Here is a 20,575-nt window from a genome sequence, read left to right as displayed (position 1 = left end):
TCACCTCCTGAACATGGCGCAGTCGCAGGGATGGTCGATCAGCCGCTGAAGCTCGTCGTCGAGATGCATGAGCGTGATGGAGGCGCCTGCCATTTCGAGCGAGGTGCAGTAATTGCCGACGAGCGATGTGTGGATGACAAGCCCCGCTTCATCGAGCCGCGCCTTGACGCGCCGCATCATGATGTAGAGCTCGATCATCGGCGTGGAGCCGAGCGAGTTGACGAGCACGGCGACACGATCGCCCCGCTCGGCTTTCATCTCCCTGAGAAGACTGTCCATCAGTTCGTCGGTCACCGCGTCGGCCGTTCCAAGCGGCCCGCGGGCCACGCCGGGCTCGCCGTGGATGCCCATGCCGATCTCCATCTCCTCCTCGCCGATCTGGAAGTTCGGCTTCAAGGTCTGGGGCAGCGAGCAGGGCGAGAGCGCCACGCCCATCGTATAGGTGCGCGCATTGGCATGGCGGGCGGCGCGCTCGACCTCGTCGAAGGAATAGAGAAGATCGCAGGCCGCACCGGCGGCCTTGAAGATGAAGACATTGCCGGCCACGCCGCGCCGCCTGTCCTTCTGATCGGCTGGCGCGGACGCGACATCGTCGGTGGTGAGCACGGTGCGCACCGCGATATCGTCGAGCGCCAGCATTTCCGCGGCCATGTCGAAGTTCATGACGTCGCCGGCATAATTGCCGTACATGAAGAGCACGCCGACGCCGCCGTCGACGGCCATTGCGCAGGCCATGATCGGATCGGGCGGCGGCGAGGCGAAGACATTGCCGATCGCGGCGGCATCGGCGAGCCCCTTGCCGACATAGCCGAGGAATGTCGGTTCGTGCCCGGACCCGCCGCCGATCACCAGCCCGACCTTGCCCTTGCGAGGCCCGTTCCTGGCAATGATGGCGCGCGGCACGCCGTCCACGGCATAGAGGTGCTCGGGATGCGCCGCCAGAACCCCCTGCAGCATCTCATCGACGGCATCCGCCCCCGCATTGATAAGCTTCTTCGTCTTCACGCCGATCCTCCCCAGAACGAACTCCCACTGCATAGATGCGGCGGGCGGGCCGGAGGTCAATCCACTAGAGCATGATGCCGAAAAGTGTGAGCGGTTTTCGGACGACATCATGCTCTAACTCTTTAATTTAGAACAGGATTCAGATTTTAGGCCAACCGGGCCTAAAATCATCCTGTTCTAGCAGTAAGGCGACCGTCTCAAACGGCCCGAGCCGCAGCTCTTCGGCCAATGCGCCGCCGCCGACCCTTCGTTCTTCGCCCGTGAGATTGACCACGTAGAGCTTGGTGCCATCGGCATCCCGCGCCAGGAAAGACAGCACTTCCGACGGCGAGGACGAGACGCATTCCTGCCAGGATGCACCCGCGAGCGCCGACAAGGTCCGCACCGTGTTGAAGAGCGGCCGCCGCCCGCCTTGCTCGACCGGCTCACCGGGCCCGGCGATCAGGCCGAAAGGACCGGTCAGCGCCGAAAGCGTCAGGCATTCGAGACCGGCCTCCAGCACCCGGATCGCATAGCCGAGCGCAAAGGCCTCGGCGAAAAGCCCGTTATGCCGCGGGTCGCGGTTGGCCATCGCAATACGTCCACCCGCAGGATTGTCCATCGTGCGGCTGCCGTAAGGGTTCTGCCGCATCGGGATCGTCGACGGGCCGATGCGATAGGGCTTGTCGCCGTAGATCGCGCGAACGGAGCGCGTGATGAAGGGCAGCGCTTCCAATGTCTGCATGACGCTGAGATCGTCAGCCGCATGCACGATCGGATTGGTGCAATGGCTGACGAAGTCGATCTCGCCTGCCGGCACGCGCTTGCGGTTGAGTTCGGTGAAATAGCTCAGCATGCCGCCGCCGATGCGCATGCCGGGGAAGGCGGTGCGGGCCGCAGCATAGATCTCTTCGAGGGGAGGGCAGTCCGGCCATTTGCTGCCGGGCGGCGTCGATTGCCGATCGACGGAGGGCGAGATCAGGATCGCATCCGGCCGGAAGTCCGCGCGCTGCATCTGGCGGGCAATCTCGGCCGCCTCGCTTGCCGGCGACGACTTGCAGGCAAGCACGATCTCCAGCGTCGAGCAGCCGCGATGGACGGCCACGATCGCGGCGAAATTATTCAACGCTTCGGGGCCGTGCCCGGCATCGGGATCGAAATGGAAGAGCAGTTCCCGAGGCGCGATCTCCGACAGGAGAGATCCGGCCGCGAGCGTCGCATCGGCCTCCTCCGGCGTCACGACCACGCCGATATCGGGCATGGTGCCGGTCCGTGTTCCGAGTTCGAGCCTTATGACTTCGCTTGACTTCGCAGCTGGGATTGCTGCAGAGCGGCTGGTGTCCCTGATAATCAGCGACGTCTTCTGCCGGACCGGTTGATTGGCGGGAATCCGGTAAGGCCAGGGCAGAGCGAGCGGCCTGACATAGGTCTTGTAAGAGGCATCAGACCAGTTCCGCTGGTCCTCCATTTCGAAGGTGTCGCCTTCCATCCGGCATTCCGCCGCAACATCCGCCACGACCTCATGAGAAATGGCGCGCATATCCTTGAACGGCTGCCACGGCTCGATGACATCGGGAAAGCGTGTCTCGACGATCCGGCCATCGACGTGTTCGACCCTTGCCGCTGAACCGGCCACACCGACGATCGGATGCAGGATGCAGAAGCCGCAGCGATTGGTCTCGAAGCCGGTTTCCGAAACGGCTTCGGCCTCGAAATCGAGCCGGTCCTGATATCCTGTGATGCGGACATCGATGACGAGGCTCGTTCCGCCGGAGCCCTCGCAACACGCCCGGTAGGCGACTTCGAAACGGTCATCGCCCTGCTCGATCCTGAGATCGCCGATCTCGGGGCTGTAGGTGCCCCAATCCCGGTCGCGGACGAGGTAGGAAATCGCCCGCAGCACCTCGATCCCCCCGTAGCGGATCGTGCGCAGATTGCCCTCGGCGAGATCGGTCGTCAGCTCTCCAGCCGTCAGGCGAACCGCCGGCGTTTCCACTGCCCGGGTGCCGTAGAGCTGGAACGCGTCGGCCGTCATCGCAGCATCGCCCCGACATCGATCGTCTGTCCCTGGGCAGCGCTGTCATAGGCCGCCTCGACAAGGGCGAAGGTTTTCAAATTGTCGGCCCCTGACGTCGAATGCTCAGTGCCGCGCTTGAGCTGGTCGACCCAATGCTGCTGGATCGCATAGACGCTCTCCTGGATATTGTGCCAGGGCCGCGAGGCCCAGGACAGCAGCTTCGGCGAGACATCCGTCGTGGTCGTGCCGTTGGCGTTGGTGATCTCGAGGCCATAACCCTGGCTCAGGCGGATCGTGCCGTCGGTGCCGTCAAGCTCAATCAGGGTCTCGGGGAACGGCTCTTTGGAAAGCTTGGTGGCGTAGCTGACGTCGACGACCGAGGTGGCGCCGCTTTCATGATCGAGCAGAATGGTCGCCACGTCCTCGCCTTTGATTTTTGGATTGACCCGCCTGGTGCGGGCCGTGAGCGCGCTGACATCGCCGAGGATATAGCGGGCGATATCCAGCGTATGGATGCCCAGGTCTTCGATGATGAAGCGTTCGCCTTCGGCGAGATAGGGCTGGCCGGAAAAGACGTCGTAGCCCGAGCGGAAGGAGAAGCGGCCCCAGAAGGGCGTGCCGATGGCGCCGGCGTCGAGCGCCTTGCGCACCGCCTGGATCGGCGTCTGCCAGCGGAAATTCTCGTGCACCATCAGCGCCACGCCGGCATTGCGGCAGGCCGCGACCATCGCCTTGGCATCCGCCAGCGTCTTGGCGAAGGGCTTCTGGCAGATGGCCGGCACCCTATTCCGAGCCGCCATTTCCACCAGGGCGCGGTGGCTCTGAACGGTCGTGGCGATATCGACGAAATCGAAGCCGCCATCGGCAAACAAGGCCTCGGCATCGCTGTAGCGGCGCTCGATACCGAACTGGTCGCCGATGATGTCAAGCCGCTCCGGATCGCGGTCGCAGATCGCGACGATCTCAGCACCTTCGACATCGTTCCAGGCATGCATCTGGTTGATCGCAAAGAAGCCGCAGCCGATCAACGCGCCTTTCAATTCGGTCATGTCAACCTGCCTTTGCCATCTGCATGAGCGTGACGCGCTGCTGCAGGCGGCGCTGCGCCTGGTCGACGACCACCGCGATGATGATGACGAGGCCCTTGATGACCATCTGCCAGAAGGAGGAGACGCCCATCATCACCAGCCCGTCGGAGAGAATGCCGATGACGAAGGCGCCGATGATCGTGCCGCCGATCGTGCCGCGCCCGCCCGACATCGAGGTGCCGCCGAGAACGGCTGCGGCGATCGCATTGAGTTCGAAACTTTCGCCTGTCGCCGGATGGGCGGCCATCAGTTCCGAGGAGATGACGACGCCGACGATTGCCGCGCAAAGGCCGGAGAACATGTAGACGAAGATTTTCACGAGATCGACACGGATACCTGACATGCGCGCTGCCCGCTCATTGCCGCCGACGGCGAAGATATGGCGGCCGATCGGCGTCGAGCGCGCGACATAGGCGGCCGCGAGCGCCAGCACGATCAGGATCCAGATCGACACCGGCAGGCCGAGAATGCGTCCGGCGCCGAAGAAATCGAAGCCGGTCGTGGCATATTCCGGCCGGCCGACGAGGTTCGGAAAAGTCTGACCGTCCGAGGACAGCAGCGCCAGGCCGCGGGCGACATAGAGCGTACCGAGGGTGGCGATGAACGGCGCGACGTTGAGCTTTGTGATCAACAGGCCGTTGATCAGGCCGATGACAAGGCCGATCGACAGCGTGATCAGCACGATCTCGAAGAGGTTGAAATAGATGGTGTAGCCGATCGGCAGTTCGATGCCGTAGAGGATCAGGCCGCCGGCAACCATGCCGCACAGCCCGACGATCGAACCGACCGAGAGATCGATGCCGCCGGTGATGATGACGAAGGTCATGCCCATCGCCAGGAAGGCGTTCAGCGCCACATGTTTCGACATCAGGATCATGTTCGCCGTCGAGGTGAAGTTCGGCGCGAAGATCGCAAAGAAGATGATGACGGCGAAAAGAGCGATGAAGGTCCGGAGCTTCATCAGCGTCAGAAGCGCCGAGCCGTTGGCGCCTTTCGGCGCAAGAGTGGTAGACGTAGCCGCCATCATGACGCGAGTTTCCCTTGATGTCCGTGTCCCTTGGCCGAGGCCGCGATGATGGCCTCTTCGGTCGCCTCGCTTCTTTCGAAGACGGCGACCAGCTGGCCGTTGCTCAAGACCGCGATGCGATCAGATAGCGCCATGACTTCTTCGAGGTCGGAGGTCGAAAACAGAATGGCGAGCCCGTTTGCCGCCAGCCGGCGCATGGTGCGGAAGACATCGGCCTTGGCGCCGACATCGATCCCGCGGCTCGGCTCGTCCATCAGCAAGACCTTTGGATTGGTCATCAGCGCCTTACCGATGACGACTTTCTGCTGGTTGCCGCCGGACATCGAGGTGACCTCGAAATCCGGGTTCGGCGCCTTGATCGAGAGATCGCGGATCGCTTCCTGAATGGCGTTCTTTTCCGCACCGCTGTCGATATGGAAAAGCCGGGTGAAACGGGAAAGGCTGGCCAGCGTCAGGTTGGAGGCGATGGAGAGCACCTGCACCAACCCCTCGCGCTGCCGGTCTTCCGGAATGAGCGCAAGGCCGCGGCGGATGCGCCGCGTGGTGTCGCGGGCGCGCACCTCCTTGCCGTCGATGAAGATTTTTCCGGTCGAATGCGTATGGCGCCCGATCACGCATTCGAAAAACTCGCTGCGTCCGGCGCCCATCAAGCCGTAGATGCCGAGGATCTCGCCCGCCTTGACCGACAGGGAGACATCATTGACCGCCAGCCCGCCGGTCGGCCTGGGAAGGCTGATGTTTTCGGCGCGGAACACCTCGCCGCCGACGGAATGGGTGACCGACTTGGCGAAATCCTTGGCATCCGAGCCGATCATCGAGCGCACGATCCACCGCGTGTCGATGTCGCGGACCATGGCATGACCGGTGATCTGGCCGTCGCGCAGTACCGTGATGTAGTCGCCGATCCGCATCAGCTCTTCCAGCCGATGCGAGATATAGACGATCGCCACCCCCTGCGCCTTCAGCTCGGCGATCACCTTGAACAGGATCTCGACTTCGGCCGCCGACAGCGCCGAGGTCGGCTCGTCCATGATCAGGATGCGGGCGTTGAGCGACATTGCTTTGGCGATCTCGACGAGTTGCTGCTGGCCGATCGGCAGATCCTCGACCATCGTATCCGCCTCGATGCCCGCATCGAGACGCCGCAGAAATTCATTGGCCTTCTCGACCTGTGCCTTGTGATCGATGCCGAGCAGGCCGCGGGTGATTTCGCGCCTTGCGAAGATGTTTTCGGCCACCGACATGTTGGCGAAGAGATTGAGTTCCTGGAAGATCATGCCGATGCCGTTCGCCTGCGCGTCGGCCGGGCTGTCGAAGGAGACCGGCTTGCCTTCCAGGATGATGCGGCCGAGCGTCGGGCGCTCGACGCCGGCGATAATCTTCATCAGCGTCGATTTGCCGGCGCCGTTTTCGCCGACCAGAACGTTCACCGCGCCGCGGCGCAGCTCCAGATTGGCGCGCTTGACGGCGACGATGCCGGAATAGACCTTCGACACATCGTCGAGACGCAGGATGATATCGTCCTCTCGTGCCTCTGCCACCGTCATGAGCCCACCTTGAGTTCCGAAGGTGTCACGAGCGGAAGCTCGCCGCTTCTCGGCAGCGGAAAGGCGCCGATCACCGTCACCGTCTTGCCGGTAAGACCATCGCGCGGAACGGCGGAGAGAAAAGCAGTATTGGCCTTCTCGTTGAACGCCTTGCCGAACTGCGCCCATTCGATCTGGTTCTTGAATTCGTTGAAGTTGACGAATTCCAGCGTGTCGCGCAGCGCGGTGCCGCGCAGCGCCGGGCCGATCTGCACCTTCGCATCGGCCTTGCCGTCGCCATCGGCGTCAACATCGAGCGTTGCCGCGCGCGAAGCCGTATCGGCGGTAACGACGGTGCCGGTAATCTTCACCGCATAGGTCCAGGGCGAGCTGCTCTGCTTGCGCGGATTGCCGTATTTTTCGCCCGCGGCATCGGGGCTCGTGGCAACGAGCTGCATGACGTCCTTCAGCTCGCCGGCGCGCTTTTCGAAATAGGGCACGACGTCTGGCTGCCAGATCGCCTCGACCTTGGCATTCGGATCGAAAGCGGTCTTGGCCGCAGCCGCCGCCTTCTCCTCCGCAGTCGGCGTCTTGATGATTTTGCAACCGGGCAGGGCCGCCGCCACGACGGCAGCCAGCAATGCCCCCTTCATTCTCAACATGCGGGTGAACCTCGACGTCTTGCAAAATGCATTGCGGAGGGCGCAACGCTGCACCCTCCGCAATTGGTGCTGATCAATTCGTCAGGGCGAAGGTCTCGAGCTTGCCGGAATTGTCGGCGTTGATGAGAACGCAATCCATCAACTGCTTCTCTTCCTTCGGCGTCGTCTTGTTCTTGATGTAGGCGTCGGCCTGTTCCACCGCCAACTGGGCCTGCGCATAGGCGGGCTGCAGAACCGTCGCCTTGATGCCACCCGCCTTGATCGAGTCGCGCACATCGTTGGAGCCGTCGAAGCCGACGACGATTACGTCCTTGCGGCCGGCGGCCTGAAGGGCTGCGATCGCACCCATGGCCATGGTGTCGTTGCCTGAAATGACGCCCTTGATATCGGGATTGGCCTGGAGGATGGTTTCCATCTTCGAATAGGCTTCCGTCTGGCTCCAGTTGGCAGACTGCTTGGCGACCGATTTCAGCTCCGGATAATCGTCGATGACATCGTGATAGCCCTGCGAGCGGATGCCGGCATTGGTGTCGGACTCCTTGCCCACCAGCTCGACGTAATTGCCCTTCTCGCCCATCAGCTTGACGAACTCCTGCGCCCCGAGCTGCGCGCCCTGATAGTTGTTCGAGACGATCTGGGCGACGGCAACGCCGGTCGCGTTGATTTCGCGGTCGATCAGGAAGGAGGGGATGCCGGCATCCTTGGCCTTCTTGACGGCGGCGACGGAAGCGTCCGCGCCGGCATTGTCGAGGATGATCGCCTTGGCGCCGCGCCCGATTGCCGTATCGATCATTTCCGACTGCTTGTTGGCGTCGTCGTCATGGGTCATGACGAGGGTCTCGTAGCCGAGTTCCTTCGCCTTGGCTTCGGCGCCGACGGCCTCGGCCTTGAAGAAGGGATTGTCATGCGCCGGCGTGATGATGGCGATGAGGTCGGCCGCAAAGGCCGGCATCGCCGTTCCGAGCGCGAGCGCGCTGGCAAAGGCTGCAAGTGTCAGTCTGCGTGTCAGTTTCATTTTTTCCTCCCTGTTGTGAATGACGCCCCGTCTCCCCGGAGCGGTGCCCCGTCCCCGGAGCGGTTAAGGGGGAGGGCATGCCTCCCCAAGCCGGTTCAGGTGATGCGCCGGATGCTTTCGGCGATCTCCTGCGGTTCGAATACTTTCTTCCAGTCGTCGCGCATCAGCGCCGGGATGCCGAACTCGATCGCCTTGTTGCAGGCGTCCGAGAACACACCGTCAACCTCCTTGAAGATGACCGCGCCGAGCACGTTCATATGGCCGAGCAGAAAGTCGCGAGCGGCCTCTGCAGGCACGCCGCGCGCCACGCATTCGTCCATGGCCTGGCGCATGACGACGAGCAGCGATGCGCAGACGGTTTCGGAAAGGCCGGGTTCAAGCATGGCGAGCTGATCGACGGTCACCCGGTGCGAACGCATGACCGGCGCCCAGATGATTTTGGCGATTTCCTCCCCCAGCGCATAGGCGCTGTCGGGACCCTGCATCAGCGCCGAGACGATGTGCTGCTTGGCGAAGAGGCCGCCGAAATGGTCCTTCTTGGCCTGCATCTCCGTCTCGTCGTTGAAGATCGGCGGATGGCAGGGATGGGTGACGAAATAGGTGAGGTCGTCACGCTTCGGCAGGTGACCGGCAAAGGGGGCGGCAGCATCGAGCGCGACCACCATGGTGCCGGGCGCGAGCTTGTCGACGATCCCTGACGCCACCTTGCCGATTGCCGTGTCCGGCACCGCGAGGATGATAACATCGGCGCCGTCGAGGGCAGCATCGACGGGCACGCAATCGAGACCGAGATCGTTCTTCAAACGCGCCTTGCCGGCGTCGCTCACCTCGACATGGCGCACTTGGAAGCGCGACCCCTTGAGGTTTTTGGCAAGCCGGTATCCCATTTTGCCGCCGGCGCCGAAGAGAGCAATCTTGGTCATGTTTTCCTCACCTTTTCAATTCCGGATAGGACCATATACTGGTATGATGAGTCAATCACCATATCATTACTTTAGTTGTTCAAGCCCCATGTTTTTCGGCGTCGAGCCGGTCGATCGCCTCGACATTGCCGGCCGATGGGCCATCCGGGTCGAATTCGGAGGCGAGCCAGACGTCGACGATCGATTTCGCCAGTTCCGGCCCGATGACGCGCGCGCCCATCGTGATGATCTGGGCGTTGTTCGATTTCACTGCCCGTTCCGCCGAATAGGTGTCGTGGGTGAGTGCGGCGCGAATACCCGGCACCTTGTTGGCGGAAATGCACACACCGATGCCGGTGCCGCAGAACAGGATGCCGCGCTGATGTTCGCCGTCGACGATCGTCTGCGCCAGACGCTGGGAGAGATCGGCATAGAAGCCGGACTGGCTGAGATCGTGAACTTCGAGGTCCGCCTTGCCGGCGAGATGGGCGGCAATGACATCCAATAGCGGTTTGCCGGCGCTGTCGGCGCCAATTGCGATCTTCATGGCAGTTTCCTTTCACTCGCCGTCTGGCGTGGAGATGAGCGGTCGATCGCCGCGCTGACGCGGCCGAGAATGTCGAGATAGCCCTCGACGGACCAGGCGGAGCGGCCGATGAACAGGCCATCGATATGCGGCTCGCCGACCAGCTCCTCGCAATTTTCAGGATTGACGCTGCCGCCGTAGAGAACCGGTACTGCACGGCCGAGAATGGCCTTGGCCACTTCGGCGATTTTTCCGTGCCGCTCCGACGCGTAGTCGGCGGTCGCCGGAATACCCCTGGCGCCGATCGCCCAGACTGGCTCGTAGGCAAGCAGAATCGGCGCCTCGCCGGCCTCGGTGTCGACGCCCCGCAAGGCGGCCTCGACCTGCCGCCGCAAAACGGCGTCGGCCCGACCGTCCTGGCGCTCCTGCAAGGTCTCGCCGATGCAGATCAGCGGCGTCAGGCCATGGCGGAGCGCGGTGGAAACCTTAAGGCCGACGGTCTCGTCGGTTTCGCCGAAATGTTCGCGCCGTTCGGAATGGCCGAGCTCGACGATATCGAGCTCGCAGTCCTTCAGCATCAGCGGGGAAATTTCGCCGGTCCAGGCGCCGGCATCCTCCCAGTGCATGTTCTGGGCGCCGACCTTCACCGAGGTCTCGGCCAGCAGGCGCTTGACCTCGCGCACCGCGGTGAAGGCGGGGATGACGAAGCGCTGCACACGGATATCGCGTTCCGCATCCGTCGTTGCGAGGCGGCGCGCGAAAGCGAGCGCTTCCTCCACCGTCTTGTTCATCTTGAAGCTGGTGCCGACCCAGACGACCATCAGTTCTTCCTTCCCAGACGGATCTGCGCGAAATAGCCATCCGTTCCGACCTGGCCGCCTTTCAGCGCGATCTGCAGGCCGTTGGTCGGCGCATAGTCGCCATGCGCCAGGCAGAGCGGCGAGCCCGGCGTCTGGGGCAGCGGCAGCAGCGTCGTCAGCGCGTCGATCTTCAATTGCCGGAGCGCATGGCTCGACGTATCGCCGCCGGCGACGACCGCGCGCGACAGCCCTTCGGCTTCGATCAGCCGCCGCAGGATCGTGCCGAGCGCGCCGCCGAGCCGATGACGGGCGCCCGGCAGCGGGTCGATATCGGCACCGCGGTCCGCCGAGGGGCCAAGCGCCGTATGGAGGATGACGCTCTTGCCTTCCTTCAGCTTGCCGACACCCGCCTGCACGGCCGCCTCCACGGCGGCTTCGCCATTGGAAATCAGCACGAGCGGATCGAGCGCAATGCTCTCGAAACCGTTCTCGGCAGCCGTGCGGATCTGGCGCTCGGTGGTCGGCGAGACGCTGCCGGAAACGACGGCAAGGCGATCGACCGAGCCGATATCCGGAAATTCGGCGCTGTCCTCGCCGATCAGGCCGGCCTGCCGCCAGGCGCTGAGCAGGGCATATTCGACCCCCGACGAGCCGGCGACGAAGCGTCCCGAGCGGTCGGTGACCCGCAGCATCTGCCGGCCGGCGGCCGCTTGCGTCGTTTCGGAGTCGACATCGAGGAGCAGTATGCCTTCGCCATTCGATGTCAGCGCGTCGATCCGTTGGTCGGCATCCGCCGCGGTGATTGCGACGAGATCGGCAAGCCGGACGGTGAGGGAGGTCTGTTTCGACAAATGCAGCGCAAGGTCGGCCTCATCCATCGGCGTGACGGGATGGCGGCTCATGACGGGGTGGCGGTCGATGCGGAAGATGCGCCCCTGATAGGCGGCGAAGAGATTGCCGAAGGCCGTATAGCGCTTCAATTGCGGCGCGCCGACGATAACCGGCACGATGGATTGCCCGAAACGCGTGCGGCCGATTTCGATCGCCTTGCCGATATTGCCGATGCCGGGACTGGAATCGAAGGTCGAGCAGACCTTGTAGTGGCAGATGGCGGCACCCAGCGAATTCAGCCAGTCGAAGGCAGGCGCAAGATGCTCCTCCATCCATGCCGGCGTTTCACTGCGGCTCATTCCCGCGAGGCCGATCGCGCGGCAGTGTTTGAAGCGGGCGAGCAACTCCGGCGTGGGGATGCCGAGGAACAGCGCGGTCTCGACACCGTTCGAGGCAAGCGCCTCCATGACATCGGTCGAGCCGGTAAAATCATCGCCGTAATAGCTAACGAGATGTCCATCCATCGCCGTCACGCGCCCTTGCCGTCGCTGAATTTTGCGATCGAGGCGGCAAGCTCCGGATGGTCTTTGGCGTAGGTCTCCAGCGGGATGTCGGCGACTGCGGCCTGCCAGGCCTGCTGCACGGCGCGAACGCCGGCCGCAGCTCCGCCGGGATGACTGACGATGCCGCCGCCGCAGAGATAGAGGAGATCGACGGTCCGGCCGGTGCGCTGATAGGTCTCCGGCGCCTGTCCGCCCCACTGGCCGGAGCCTGCGACCGGAAGCGGGCGATCGGCGTCGTCGAACAGCGGCGCGCTGACAGCCTTGAAGGACGAGACGAAGCTCTCGTCCGGCTCCCAATATTTGACCCGGATGCCGTTGATCTGGAACTGGTCGACGCCCAAGAGCCGCCAGAACTGCTGGTAGACCTTGAAGTCCATGCCGGCGCCCGGATCGCGCGTCAGCACGTCCCAGCCGTTGCGATGCGCATGCAGCACCAGGCCGGAGCGCTTGCGCAGAAAGCTCATGCCGCCGAAGCCGATCGAGTTGATGTTGACGACGGCGCAGTTGCCGCCGGCTTTGGCGACGATGTCGTGGTTGCGCATCATCTCGTCGGGGTCGGCATGCGAGATGCCGAAGGCATACATGACCTTCTTGCCGGTCTTCTGCTCGTGATCGACAATGCGCGGCATGATCGCGGCGACGCGCTCCTTGAGCGGCGAATAGGCCGGGCTCATCAGTTTCTCGTCGTCCTTGATGAAGTCGACGCCCGATCCGATCAGCTCACCGACGAGTTCCGCCGTCTCGTGCGGCCTCAGCCCGAGCGCCGGCTTGACGATCGTGCCGATGATCGGCCGGCCCTCGACGCCGGTGAGGCGGCGGCTTCCCGGAATGCCGAACTGCGGCCCTGGATGGGCGCTCTTGAACGCCTCCGGCAGCTGCATGTCGACGATACGGATGCCGGTCATGCCCTTGATCGAATAGACGCCACCGATCGCGATGGTCATCAGCGCCGAGAGATCGGTGCCGATCGCCTCAAGCGGAAAGCCGATGTCGACATCGGCGCGGTGGAGCCGCGTGGCGGGAGCCGCCTCCGGCCAGGTCGGATGACGCCCATCCTCGAGCGGGCGGATCGCCAGCACCCGGGCGGCGACGCGCGATTTCAGCTCCTCGGTTTCGCCGGGAACCGGCACGAAGGTTCCGGTCGACTGGTCGCTGGCGATCTTGTCCGCCATCGCCGCGACGCTGCCGGGCGTTTCGATGCGGTAGGTCAGGGTAATCATCATCAACGGACGGCTGCTCCTCTCGGCCCACGCAGATTGTCATGGCGTCAACTTGTGATCTGGTATAATGAGTATTCCAACCGTTGAAAAGCGGAATCTTCGGCCGCGCAATTTTCGGCCGCAAGCTTTGTCCTTGGTCCGGAAAACTGTTAGGAGGAGACATTTTGAGCCAGCGAGATCTCATGACCCAGCCCCTCGAACAGATCGTCCGCCGCAAACTCTCCGACGAAGTGTTTGATCGATTGGAGCGGATGATCACCTCGGGCGAGCTTCAGCCCGGCGATGAAATGCCCTCGGAACGGGTGCTGATGGAGCGCTTCGGCGTCGGCCGGCCGGCGATCCGCGAAGCCATGCAGTCGCTTGCCAACAAGGGTCTCGTCAGCATTTCGCACGGCGAGCGGGCCAAGGTCCTGCGGCTGACGGCAAAGTCGATCTTCCGCCAGGTCGATCTCACCGCCAAGATCATGCTGTCGCAATCGGCGGATTCGCTGGAGCATCTGAAAAGCGCCCGCATCTTCTTCGAGCGCGGCATGGCGCGCGAGGCCGCCCAGCGCGCCTCGGCAAACGACATCGCCGAACTCAGGGATATCATCGAGCGCCAGCGCATGTCGCTCGGCCGGGCCGAAGCGTTCATCGATGCCGATATGGAATTTCACACCCGCATCGCCCAGATCTCCGGCAACCCGATCTATGTGGCCGTCAGCGAAGCAATGCTTGCCTGGCTGAAGGAATATCATACCGAGATGCTGATCTGGACCGGCAAGGAAAAGTTCACGCTCGCCGAACACGACGAGATCGTCGACCGCCTCGAAGCCAACGACGTCGACGGCTCGGAAACCGCGCTGCTCAAACACCTCGAACGCTCGCGGGCGCTTTACGCGAAGTAGGGCGCTTTTGTTTAGCGGCTGCTTGGGAACAATGATGTGCCGGCGAGGTTGTGGATAGGCCCGTCAGGCAAAAATCCCAAGGAGGATATGAGAATGCGTATGAAACTCGTAGCAGCATCGCTTTTCGCCCTCGGCATGGCCACCTCAGCCTTCGCCCAGTCCAACCCGGCGCCGGCCGGCGCCACGATCGACAAGAACCAGGCCGATCAGGGCGGCGGCGCGACCAGCGACATGAAGGCCAAAAAGCCGATGGCGACCGATACCACCACGACCGGTTCCACGACTGGCGGCACGATGAAAATGGACAAGACCAAGTGCCCGAACCCGGTCAACAACTCCGCCAACCTCCAGACCCAGGGCGGCACCAGCAACGCCACGCCGATGGACGAAGCCTGCGCCGCGCATAACAACTGATCGACCAGATCACAAAAACCCCGCTTCGGCGGGGTTTTTGCGTGCGCTGCTTTGCGCCGGGGATGCTTGACTTATCGCATAACGAGCGATATCAGATTGGGTAATCGATAACCCAATGAGATGCCGTGACCGCCTCACTCAACGATATAGCTGCCCGCGCAGGTGTTTCCGTCAAGACCGTCTCAGGCGCCTTGCATGGCGGCTCGGCGCGCATGTCGGAAGATACCCGCCAGCGGATCAAGGAGATCGCCGAGGAGTTGGGATATGTCACCAACTTCGCCGCACGCAGCATGCGGCAAGGCTGGATGCCGCTTGTCGGCCTGGTCGCGGACGACTTGATCACTTCGCCTTTCGCGACCGAAATCATCAGGGGGCTCGATGGCGCCGTGCGCGCCGCCGACATGGCCGTCTTCGCCATGACGCTCGGCGGCCATCGCAGTGTCGCGTCGATCCTCGACGAGATGCGGCGCTTTCGCCCGCGGGCGATCGCCTATGCCGCCATGTATCACAAGAGCGTCGACCTGCCGCCTGCATTTGCCGACACGGTCGGCGTCATGATCAACTGTCGCGATGCCAACGACCGCGTCACCTCGCTGGTACCCGATGAAACCGGGGCGGCGCTGGAGATTACCAATTACCTCATCGATGCAGGCCGGCGCAATATCGCCTTCATCAATCTGCCGGGGCTGCTCGCCGGCGACCTGCGTGAACTCGGCTTCCGGCAAGCGCTCGATCATGCCGGAATCGACGGAGCCGGCGCCATCGTCCTGCCCGCCGTCAGCAAGGCGATCTACAGCGACCGGGCACACAGCCTGGTGGCCACGCATGTGCATGCGCTAATGAACGGCCCCCGGCGCCCCGATGCCATCCTGTGCGGCAATGACCGCGTGGCGATGGAGGTCTATGCCGCGCTGCGCCGGACAGGCGCGGCCATTCCCGACGACGTCGCCGTTGCAAGTTTCGACAACCAGGTCGAGATCGCCTCGCGTCTCGACCCGCCGCTGACCACCATGGCGCTTCCCCATCGCGCCATGGGCCGTCAGGCCGCGCACATCCTGCTTGCCGAAGACCGGGGTCCGGTCGGGGTGCAGAAACTGCCGTTCCAGTTGGTGGAGCGGGCATCCGTATAAATTGAGATAGGCCCATTCAATTGAGGAGGAATTCTAATGGGTAAACGTTTACTTTGGTCGCTGGTCCTGTCCTCGGCGCTATCAGCCATAGGGGCGCAGGCAGCCGAGAAAACCGCAATCCAGGTCATGCACCAGGGCGATCCCGGTTTTGTCGCCGCCTATGGCAAGGTCGCCGAACGCTTCGAGGCCGCCAATCCCGATGTCGACGTGCAGTTCATCTATGCGCCGCACGATGCCTATAACGAGAAGTTCAGCGCCGCCGTCATGGCCAAGCAGCTGCCCGACGTCATGGAACTCGATGCGCCGTTCCTCGCCAATTACGTCTGGTCGGGCTATCTTCAGCCCATCAAGCCGCTGATCGACAAAGATGTCCTCGACGACATGACGGAGTCCAACATCGCCCAGGGCACCTATCCGATCGATAAGGACCTCTATGCAATCGGCCTGACCGACTCGTCGGTCGTTCTTTACGGCAACAAGAAATATCTCGAAGCGATCGGCGCCCGCATCCCGAAATCCGTCGACGATGCCTGGACCCGGGAAGAGTTCGAAACCTATCTCGAAAAGCTCTCGAAGCTCGACGGCGTCAAATGGCCGATCGACACCTTCCGCGGCTACGGCATCAAGACCGAATGGATCACCTATGCCTATGGCCCGATCCTACAATCGGCCGGCTGCGACCTGATCGACCGCAAGGCCTGGAAATCCGAGGGCACGCTCGACAGTGACGCCTGCGTCGATGCGCTGGCGATGATGCAGAAATGGGTCAAGAACGGCTGGGTGGTGCCGCAGTCGGCCGGAACCAACCAGTTCTTCGCCGAAGGCAATCCGGCAGCATTGGCGCTCGGCGGACACTGGGTCTACGCCGAGGCCGCCGCAACCATGAAGGACAACATCGTCGTGCTGCCGCTCCCGAAGTTCGGCACCAAGGGCGCGAGCCCCAACGGCACCTGGATCTGGGCGGTCACCAAGACATCGAAACATCCCGACATCGCGGCCAAATTCATCAGCTTCCTGCTGAAGGACAAGGAGTATCGGGCTTACGTTGCAAGCCAGTCGGGCTATCCCGGCCTAAAGAGCTTCGCTGCCGAATCTCCGCTCTATGCCAACGGCGGCCCGATGGCGATCGCCTTCGAGCAGGCATCGAAGACGGCCGTCGCGCGCCCGCCGCACCCAGCCTATCCCACAATCACCTCCGCCTTCATGCAGGCGGTCGACGAGGTGTTTAATGGCGGCGATCCCAAGGAGGCGCTGGCATCGGCCGCCAAGAAGATCGATCAGGATATCGAGGACAATGACGGCTATCCGCCGTTCGGCGACGAGCAATAGGCGCGATCGCCTCTGACAGGTCAACGTCCTGCGATGTACCGGGCAGACATCGCAGGGCGGAGCCGGCACCCATGCTCGGAGAGGAGGAACTAGATGGTCACGCAACAATCGACATCGTCGACATTCATTCGAAAGGCTCCGCCGCGCCGCCATGACAAGGGACGGCTGACGCAGGAGGCGGCCATGCTGGCGCCGGCCGTCATCCTGTTGACCGTCTTTCTGATCCTGCCGTTCCTCCTGTCCTTCTGGACGGCAATGACCAACCAGCCTCTGGTGCCGCGGCCGACGCCGGTCCGCTTCGTCTGGTTCAACAATTTCATCCGCATCTTCCAGGACGATCTGTTCTGGACGGCCCTTTGGAACGTCTCGCGCTTCACCTTCTGGATCATTCCGGCGCAGTGCGGCCTCGCTTTCGCGACGGCGCTGCTTTTGCATCAGAAGCTGCCGTTCCGCAATCTGTTGCGCGGCATGTTCTTCCTGCCGGCGATCACCTCGATGGTCGTGGTCTGCGTCATCTGGGGCACCCTGTTCCAATATCCCACCGGGCCGTTCAACCAGATCCTCGGCTTCCTCTCCGGTGGGGCGATCCAGCCGATTGATTGGCTCGGCGATCCGCAATGGGCGATGTTCTCGCTCGTCCTGCTCTCGGCCTGGCAGGCCTACGGCTTCCAGATGATCGTCTATCTCGCCGGCCTTCAGGGCATTCCGGACGAACTCTACGATGCCGCCAAGATCGACGGTGCGAACGCGTTCCGCCGGTTCTGGCACGTGACCATGCCCGGCCTCAGGCCGACCCATGTCTTCGTGCTGGTGATCACCACGATCCAGGCGTTCAAGCTCTACACCCAGGTCGCCATTCTCACGCAGGGCGGGCCGAAGAGCAGCACCGAAACGGTCGTGCATTACATGGTCCGCGCCGGCTTCGAAGAGCAGAAAATGGGCTATGCCTCCGCCGTCTCGGTCATATTGTTCGTGATCGTTCTCGTCATCGCGCTGATCCAGCGCCAGCTGCTGAGACGCTTCGATGTCTGATATCGCACTCTCTATCCCGCAGGCTCGCACAGCGCGGCGCCATTCCGCCGCAATGGTTCTCCGTGCCATCCAGACGATGTGCATTTTCATCATCGCATTGGTGATCGTCTCGCCATTGCTGCTCCTGGTCGTGGCAAGCCTCAAGGATGACCGGTTCCAAATTCTGGCCGATATGGGCAGCTTCCGGGCCTTTTGGGTTTCGAACCCGACGCTTAACAACTATGCCGAGGTCGGCCACCTCTCGGGTGAACTCGCCTTCGGGCGCTACCTCATCAACTCGCTGATCATCCTGGTCACGACGGTCTGTTCCGGCCTGATTGTCAATTCGATGGCGGCGTTTGTCCTGGCCTGGGGATCGTTCAAAGGCCGCGCCGTCATCCTGTCGATCGTGATCGCGCTCTATGTGATCCCGCAGGAAAGCATCATCATGCCGTTGGTGATCATGGTTTCCAGGGCGGGAATGTCCGACACCTTCGCGGTGCAGATCGTGCCCTGGGTCGCCAGCCCGCTCTATATCTTCCTGTTCTACCAGTTCTTCGCGCAACTGCCGAAGGAATTGCTGGAGGCCGCCGAGATCGACGGCGCCTCGTTTTTCCGGGCCTATCGCTCCATCTTCCTGCCGCTCAGCCTGCCCGCACTCGCCACCGTGTCGATCCTCATGGGGATCGAGACCTGGAACCAGTATCTCTGGCCGATCCTGGTGACGCAGACCGATTATGCTCGGCCGATCGCGGTGGCCATCGCGACCTTCTTCGGACAGGACAGCATCTACTGGGATCGGGCGATGGCCGCCTCCGTTTTGATGATGATACCGATCCTGGGGCTCTACCTCGCATTCCAGCGCTGGTTCGTGAGTTCCTTTATCGGCTCCGCCGTGAAAGGTTGAATTGATGACAAGCCAAGCGATTTCTCCCTCCGATGACGTGCGGCTGGAGACGATCAGCGCCGTCCTACCCGCAGGGGCCACGATCCATGCCTGGATCAGGGCGTCGCATGGGGGCGCCCCGGGAAGGCTGACGGCACATGTCGATGGGGACCCGGCCGGCGCTGTCGAAACGTCAAATCCTGACGAATTCGAGTTCCGGCTGCTGATGCTGGAAAGCGGTGGAGAGGCGGCCTTCTCCTATGATCCCGCGACGACCAAGGTCTCGGTCCTCTATGCCTTCCTTCAGCCGCGCGTTCTCGAAAAAGGCATCCGGCTGCTGCATGTCAGCCCTGGCAATGCCACACCCGAGGCCCCCGGCGGCTATCACTTCCGCCCGCCTTTTGGCTGGATGAACGATCCCAACGGGTTTGGAAGGTTCAGCGGCAAGCTGCACCTCTTCTACCAGCACTATCCCCACAGCCTTCGCTGGAACAACATGCATTGGGGGCATGCGGTCTCGAAGGACTATCTTCGCTGGACGCATCTGCCGATCTTTCTTTTCCCTTCCGATGAACTCGCCACCCGGGCCGACGGGCGGGGCGGGGCATTTTCCGGCTCAGCGATCGCTCTTTCCGGCGGGGAAGCCGGCCTTCGCATTTTCTTCACCGAGCACATGAAGGATCGGGAACCGGAGGAACAGGTTCAGTTCACCGCCATCAGCCGCGATCTTGTCAATGTCGAGCCGGCAGACCTGATCCTGCCGGCGCGTCCTGCCGGGCTCGGCCTGACGACCGACTTCCGCGACCCTTACGTCTTCCTCGGGCCCGACGGCAAATGGAAGATGCTGCTCGGCACGCGCGACCGCGACGGCGGCGTCATTCTGCTCTACCAAACCGATGATCCGGCCGCGGCGACGGGATGGACCTTCCTCGGCATGCTTCACCGCGAGAACCGCTTCGGGATGACGGCGGCGGAGTGCCCCTGCATGGTGCCGCTCGACGGTCCCGCCAACGACCCGATGACACGCTGGGCCTTGATCTTCGGTCTGCTGACCAGCCGCGACCCGGCAACCGGCCGGCGCAACATGACGCTTGCGACCGTCGGCCGTTTCGATGGCCGCAGCTTCTCCGTCGAATTCGAGCAGGAACTGGATTTCGGCACCGACGCCTACGCCTTCCAGGCCTTCGTCGACGAGACCGGCCCGATCGGCATCGCCTGGCTTGCGAACTGGACGGATATCTCCAGAGAGATCGACATGCCGACGGCGATGACCCTGCCGCGCCGGCTGGCAATTCAAAGCGGGGCGCTGATCACGCCGCCGGTCTCAGCTGTCGAAAGCCTGCGGCGGCGGCGGCTGGATGCTGGAGGTTTTCTGGATGGCCGGACCGTCGATCTCGCCAATGGCTCCGTCGAAATCCTGCTCACCCTCGGCCAGGCCGGCAACGCTTTCCGCCTCGATCTCGAACATCCCGCGGCGACGGTCGCTGTTCAGTCGGACGACGACGGGCTGAGCATTCTCTTCGCGGTGGCCAGTGCCAAGGCGTCACCCCGCTATATCGCCGCCGGCGCACGGCCCTCGACCGTCCGGATCTTCCTCGATGCAGGCTCGATCGAGGTCTTCGCCGACGATGGCCGCTGGACGGGAACCAAGCGGCTGCCCGGCTTTAAGGGGGTGAGCGCGGCACGCCTGGCCGCACCCGAGGGAAATATCGCCGCCGCCGAAATCTGGCAGCTCGGTCTTTGATCCCCGGAGGAAC

The 20,575-nt window shown here is 63.0% G+C and carries 19 protein-coding genes; 7 read left to right on the top strand and 12 right to left on the bottom strand.

Features of this window, described 5'->3' with window-relative positions; genetic code table 11:
* From AF337_RS06425 to oiaX, 12 genes are all read right to left on the bottom strand, one after another.
* Positions 1 to 1,005 (bottom strand): dihydroxyacetone kinase subunit DhaK, encoded by a 1,005-nt coding sequence (locus AF337_RS06425; RefSeq protein ID WP_049731477.1) that lies wholly within the window; start codon positions 1,003 to 1,005, stop codon positions 1 to 3.
* Between the two features lie 139 nt (positions 1,006 to 1,144).
* Positions 1,145 to 3,019 (bottom strand): D-apionate lactonase, encoded by a 1,875-nt coding sequence (gene apnL, locus AF337_RS06420; RefSeq protein ID WP_049731476.1) that lies wholly within the window; start codon positions 3,017 to 3,019, stop codon positions 1,145 to 1,147.
* Positions 3,016 to 4,050 (bottom strand): Gfo/Idh/MocA family protein, encoded by a 1,035-nt coding sequence (locus AF337_RS06415; RefSeq protein ID WP_049731475.1) that lies wholly within the window; start codon positions 4,048 to 4,050, stop codon positions 3,016 to 3,018. The genes apnL and AF337_RS06415 overlap by 4 nt, the downstream gene beginning before the upstream one ends.
* Position 4,051: 1 nt before the next feature.
* Positions 4,052 to 5,116, bottom strand: a complete 1,065-nt coding sequence (locus tag AF337_RS06410; protein WP_049731474.1) for an ABC transporter permease — start codon at positions 5,114 to 5,116, stop codon at positions 4,052 to 4,054.
* Positions 5,113 to 6,663, bottom strand: a complete 1,551-nt coding sequence (locus AF337_RS06405; protein WP_049731473.1) for a sugar ABC transporter ATP-binding protein — start codon at positions 6,661 to 6,663, stop codon at positions 5,113 to 5,115. The genes AF337_RS06410 and AF337_RS06405 overlap by 4 nt, the downstream gene beginning before the upstream one ends.
* On the bottom strand, positions 6,660 to 7,304 hold the full coding sequence (locus tag AF337_RS06400) for a DUF2291 family protein (RefSeq protein WP_049731472.1): 645 nt from the start codon (positions 7,302 to 7,304) through the stop codon (positions 6,660 to 6,662). The genes AF337_RS06405 and AF337_RS06400 overlap by 4 nt, the downstream gene beginning before the upstream one ends.
* Positions 7,305 to 7,377: 73 nt before the next feature.
* Positions 7,378 to 8,319, bottom strand: a complete 942-nt coding sequence (locus AF337_RS06395; protein WP_003592022.1) for a D-ribose ABC transporter substrate-binding protein — start codon at positions 8,317 to 8,319, stop codon at positions 7,378 to 7,380.
* Between the two features lie 95 nt (positions 8,320 to 8,414).
* Positions 8,415 to 9,242, bottom strand: coding sequence for a phosphogluconate dehydrogenase C-terminal domain-containing protein (locus tag AF337_RS06390; RefSeq protein ID WP_049731471.1), 828 nt, complete (start codon positions 9,240 to 9,242; stop codon positions 8,415 to 8,417).
* Positions 9,243 to 9,321: 79 nt separating this feature from the next.
* Positions 9,322 to 9,768, bottom strand: a complete 447-nt coding sequence (gene derI, locus AF337_RS06385; protein WP_049731470.1) for a D-erythrulose-4-phosphate isomerase — start codon at positions 9,766 to 9,768, stop codon at positions 9,322 to 9,324.
* Positions 9,765 to 10,568 (bottom strand): triose-phosphate isomerase, encoded by an 804-nt coding sequence (locus tag AF337_RS06380; RefSeq protein ID WP_049731469.1) that lies wholly within the window; start codon positions 10,566 to 10,568, stop codon positions 9,765 to 9,767. Before AF337_RS06380 ends, derI begins: the two co-directional genes overlap by 4 nt.
* The gene (locus tag AF337_RS06375) at positions 10,568 to 11,902 is read right to left on the bottom strand and encodes a four-carbon acid sugar kinase family protein (protein WP_049731468.1); all 1,335 of its coding nucleotides are present in this window, start codon (positions 11,900 to 11,902) and stop codon (positions 10,568 to 10,570) included. The genes AF337_RS06380 and AF337_RS06375 overlap by 1 nt, the downstream gene beginning before the upstream one ends.
* 5 nt (positions 11,903 to 11,907) lie before the next feature.
* Positions 11,908 to 13,164: a 3-oxo-isoapionate-4-phosphate decarboxylase OiaX gene (gene oiaX, locus AF337_RS06370; RefSeq protein ID WP_049731467.1), complete on the bottom strand. Its 1,257-nt coding sequence runs from the start codon at positions 13,162 to 13,164 to the stop codon at positions 11,908 to 11,910.
* Positions 13,165 to 13,343: 179 nt separating this feature from the next.
* Here oiaX and AF337_RS06365 point away from each other — a divergent pair, with 179 nt between their 5' ends.
* The 7 genes from AF337_RS06365 to AF337_RS06335 all read left to right on the top strand — a co-directional run bounded on the left by AF337_RS06365 (position 13,344) and on the right by AF337_RS06335 (position 20,562).
* The gene (locus AF337_RS06365; protein ID WP_049731466.1) at positions 13,344 to 14,048 is read left to right on the top strand and encodes a transcriptional regulator NanR; all 705 of its coding nucleotides are present in this window, start codon (positions 13,344 to 13,346) and stop codon (positions 14,046 to 14,048) included.
* 93 nt (positions 14,049 to 14,141) lie between these two features.
* Entirely contained in the window at positions 14,142 to 14,462 is a 321-nt protein-coding gene (locus AF337_RS06360) for a hypothetical protein (protein ID WP_049731465.1), read from the top strand.
* Positions 14,463 to 14,587: 125 nt separating this feature from the next.
* On the top strand, positions 14,588 to 15,592 hold the full coding sequence (locus AF337_RS06355) for a LacI family DNA-binding transcriptional regulator (RefSeq protein WP_049731464.1): 1,005 nt from the start codon (positions 14,588 to 14,590) through the stop codon (positions 15,590 to 15,592).
* Positions 15,593 to 15,628: 36 nt separating this feature from the next.
* Positions 15,629 to 16,921 carry an ABC transporter substrate-binding protein gene (locus AF337_RS06350; RefSeq protein ID WP_152970933.1) on the top strand — a complete coding sequence of 431 codons (1,293 nt, stop codon included), beginning with the start codon at positions 15,629 to 15,631 and terminating at the stop codon, positions 16,919 to 16,921.
* Positions 16,922 to 17,014: 93 nt separating this feature from the next.
* A complete protein-coding gene (locus tag AF337_RS06345) occupies positions 17,015 to 17,953 on the top strand; it encodes a carbohydrate ABC transporter permease (RefSeq protein WP_049731463.1) in 939 nt (312 codons plus the stop codon).
* The gene (locus AF337_RS06340; protein ID WP_049731462.1) at positions 17,946 to 18,839 is read left to right on the top strand and encodes a carbohydrate ABC transporter permease; all 894 of its coding nucleotides are present in this window, start codon (positions 17,946 to 17,948) and stop codon (positions 18,837 to 18,839) included. The genes AF337_RS06345 and AF337_RS06340 overlap by 8 nt, the downstream gene beginning before the upstream one ends.
* A gap of 4 nt (positions 18,840 to 18,843) precedes the next feature.
* Positions 18,844 to 20,562 carry a glycoside hydrolase family protein gene (locus AF337_RS06335; protein ID WP_049731490.1) on the top strand — a complete coding sequence of 573 codons (1,719 nt, stop codon included), beginning with the start codon at positions 18,844 to 18,846 and terminating at the stop codon, positions 20,560 to 20,562.
* The last annotated feature ends 13 nt before the right edge of the window (positions 20,563 to 20,575 follow it).

This window comes from Rhizobium ecuadorense, from assembly GCF_001187535.1.
Classification (GTDB): domain Bacteria; phylum Pseudomonadota; class Alphaproteobacteria; order Rhizobiales; family Rhizobiaceae; genus Rhizobium; species Rhizobium ecuadorense.
This window is presented reverse-complemented; position numbering and strand designations above follow the sequence as displayed.

What these genes read in the sequence shown, in the direction of transcription:
- apnL (WP_049731476.1), bottom strand. Translation starts at nt 3,019, where the DNA reads ATGACGGCCGACGCGTTCCAGCTCTACGGCACCCGGGCAGTGGAAACG.
- AF337_RS06415 (WP_049731475.1), bottom strand. Translation starts at nt 4,050, where the DNA reads ATGACCGAATTGAAAGGCGCGTTGATCGGCTGCGGCTTCTTTGCGATC.
- AF337_RS06410 (WP_049731474.1), bottom strand. Translation starts at nt 5,116, where the DNA reads ATGATGGCGGCTACGTCTACCACTCTTGCGCCGAAAGGCGCCAACGGC.
- AF337_RS06405 (WP_049731473.1), bottom strand. Translation starts at nt 6,663, where the DNA reads ATGACGGTGGCAGAGGCACGAGAGGACGATATCATCCTGCGTCTCGAC.
- AF337_RS06400 (WP_049731472.1), bottom strand. Translation starts at nt 7,304, where the DNA reads ATGTTGAGAATGAAGGGGGCATTGCTGGCTGCCGTCGTGGCGGCGGCC.
- AF337_RS06395 (WP_003592022.1), bottom strand. Translation starts at nt 8,319, where the DNA reads ATGAAACTGACACGCAGACTGACACTTGCAGCCTTTGCCAGCGCGCTC.
- AF337_RS06390 (WP_049731471.1), bottom strand. Translation starts at nt 9,242, where the DNA reads ATGACCAAGATTGCTCTCTTCGGCGCCGGCGGCAAAATGGGATACCGG.
- derI (WP_049731470.1), bottom strand. Translation starts at nt 9,768, where the DNA reads ATGAAGATCGCAATTGGCGCCGACAGCGCCGGCAAACCGCTATTGGAT.
- AF337_RS06380 (WP_049731469.1), bottom strand. Translation starts at nt 10,568, where the DNA reads ATGGTCGTCTGGGTCGGCACCAGCTTCAAGATGAACAAGACGGTGGAG.
- AF337_RS06375 (WP_049731468.1), bottom strand. Translation starts at nt 11,902, where the DNA reads ATGGATGGACATCTCGTTAGCTATTACGGCGATGATTTTACCGGCTCG.
- oiaX (WP_049731467.1), bottom strand. Translation starts at nt 13,164, where the DNA reads ATGATGATTACCCTGACCTACCGCATCGAAACGCCCGGCAGCGTCGCG.
- AF337_RS06365 (WP_049731466.1), top strand. Translation starts at nt 13,344, where the DNA reads ATGACCCAGCCCCTCGAACAGATCGTCCGCCGCAAACTCTCCGACGAA.
- AF337_RS06360 (WP_049731465.1), top strand. Translation starts at nt 14,142, where the DNA reads ATGCGTATGAAACTCGTAGCAGCATCGCTTTTCGCCCTCGGCATGGCC.
- AF337_RS06350 (WP_152970933.1), top strand. Translation starts at nt 15,629, where the DNA reads ATGGGTAAACGTTTACTTTGGTCGCTGGTCCTGTCCTCGGCGCTATCA.
- AF337_RS06345 (WP_049731463.1), top strand. Translation starts at nt 17,015, where the DNA reads ATGGTCACGCAACAATCGACATCGTCGACATTCATTCGAAAGGCTCCG.
- AF337_RS06340 (WP_049731462.1), top strand. Translation starts at nt 17,946, where the DNA reads ATGTCTGATATCGCACTCTCTATCCCGCAGGCTCGCACAGCGCGGCGC.
- AF337_RS06335 (WP_049731490.1), top strand. Translation starts at nt 18,844, where the DNA reads ATGACAAGCCAAGCGATTTCTCCCTCCGATGACGTGCGGCTGGAGACG.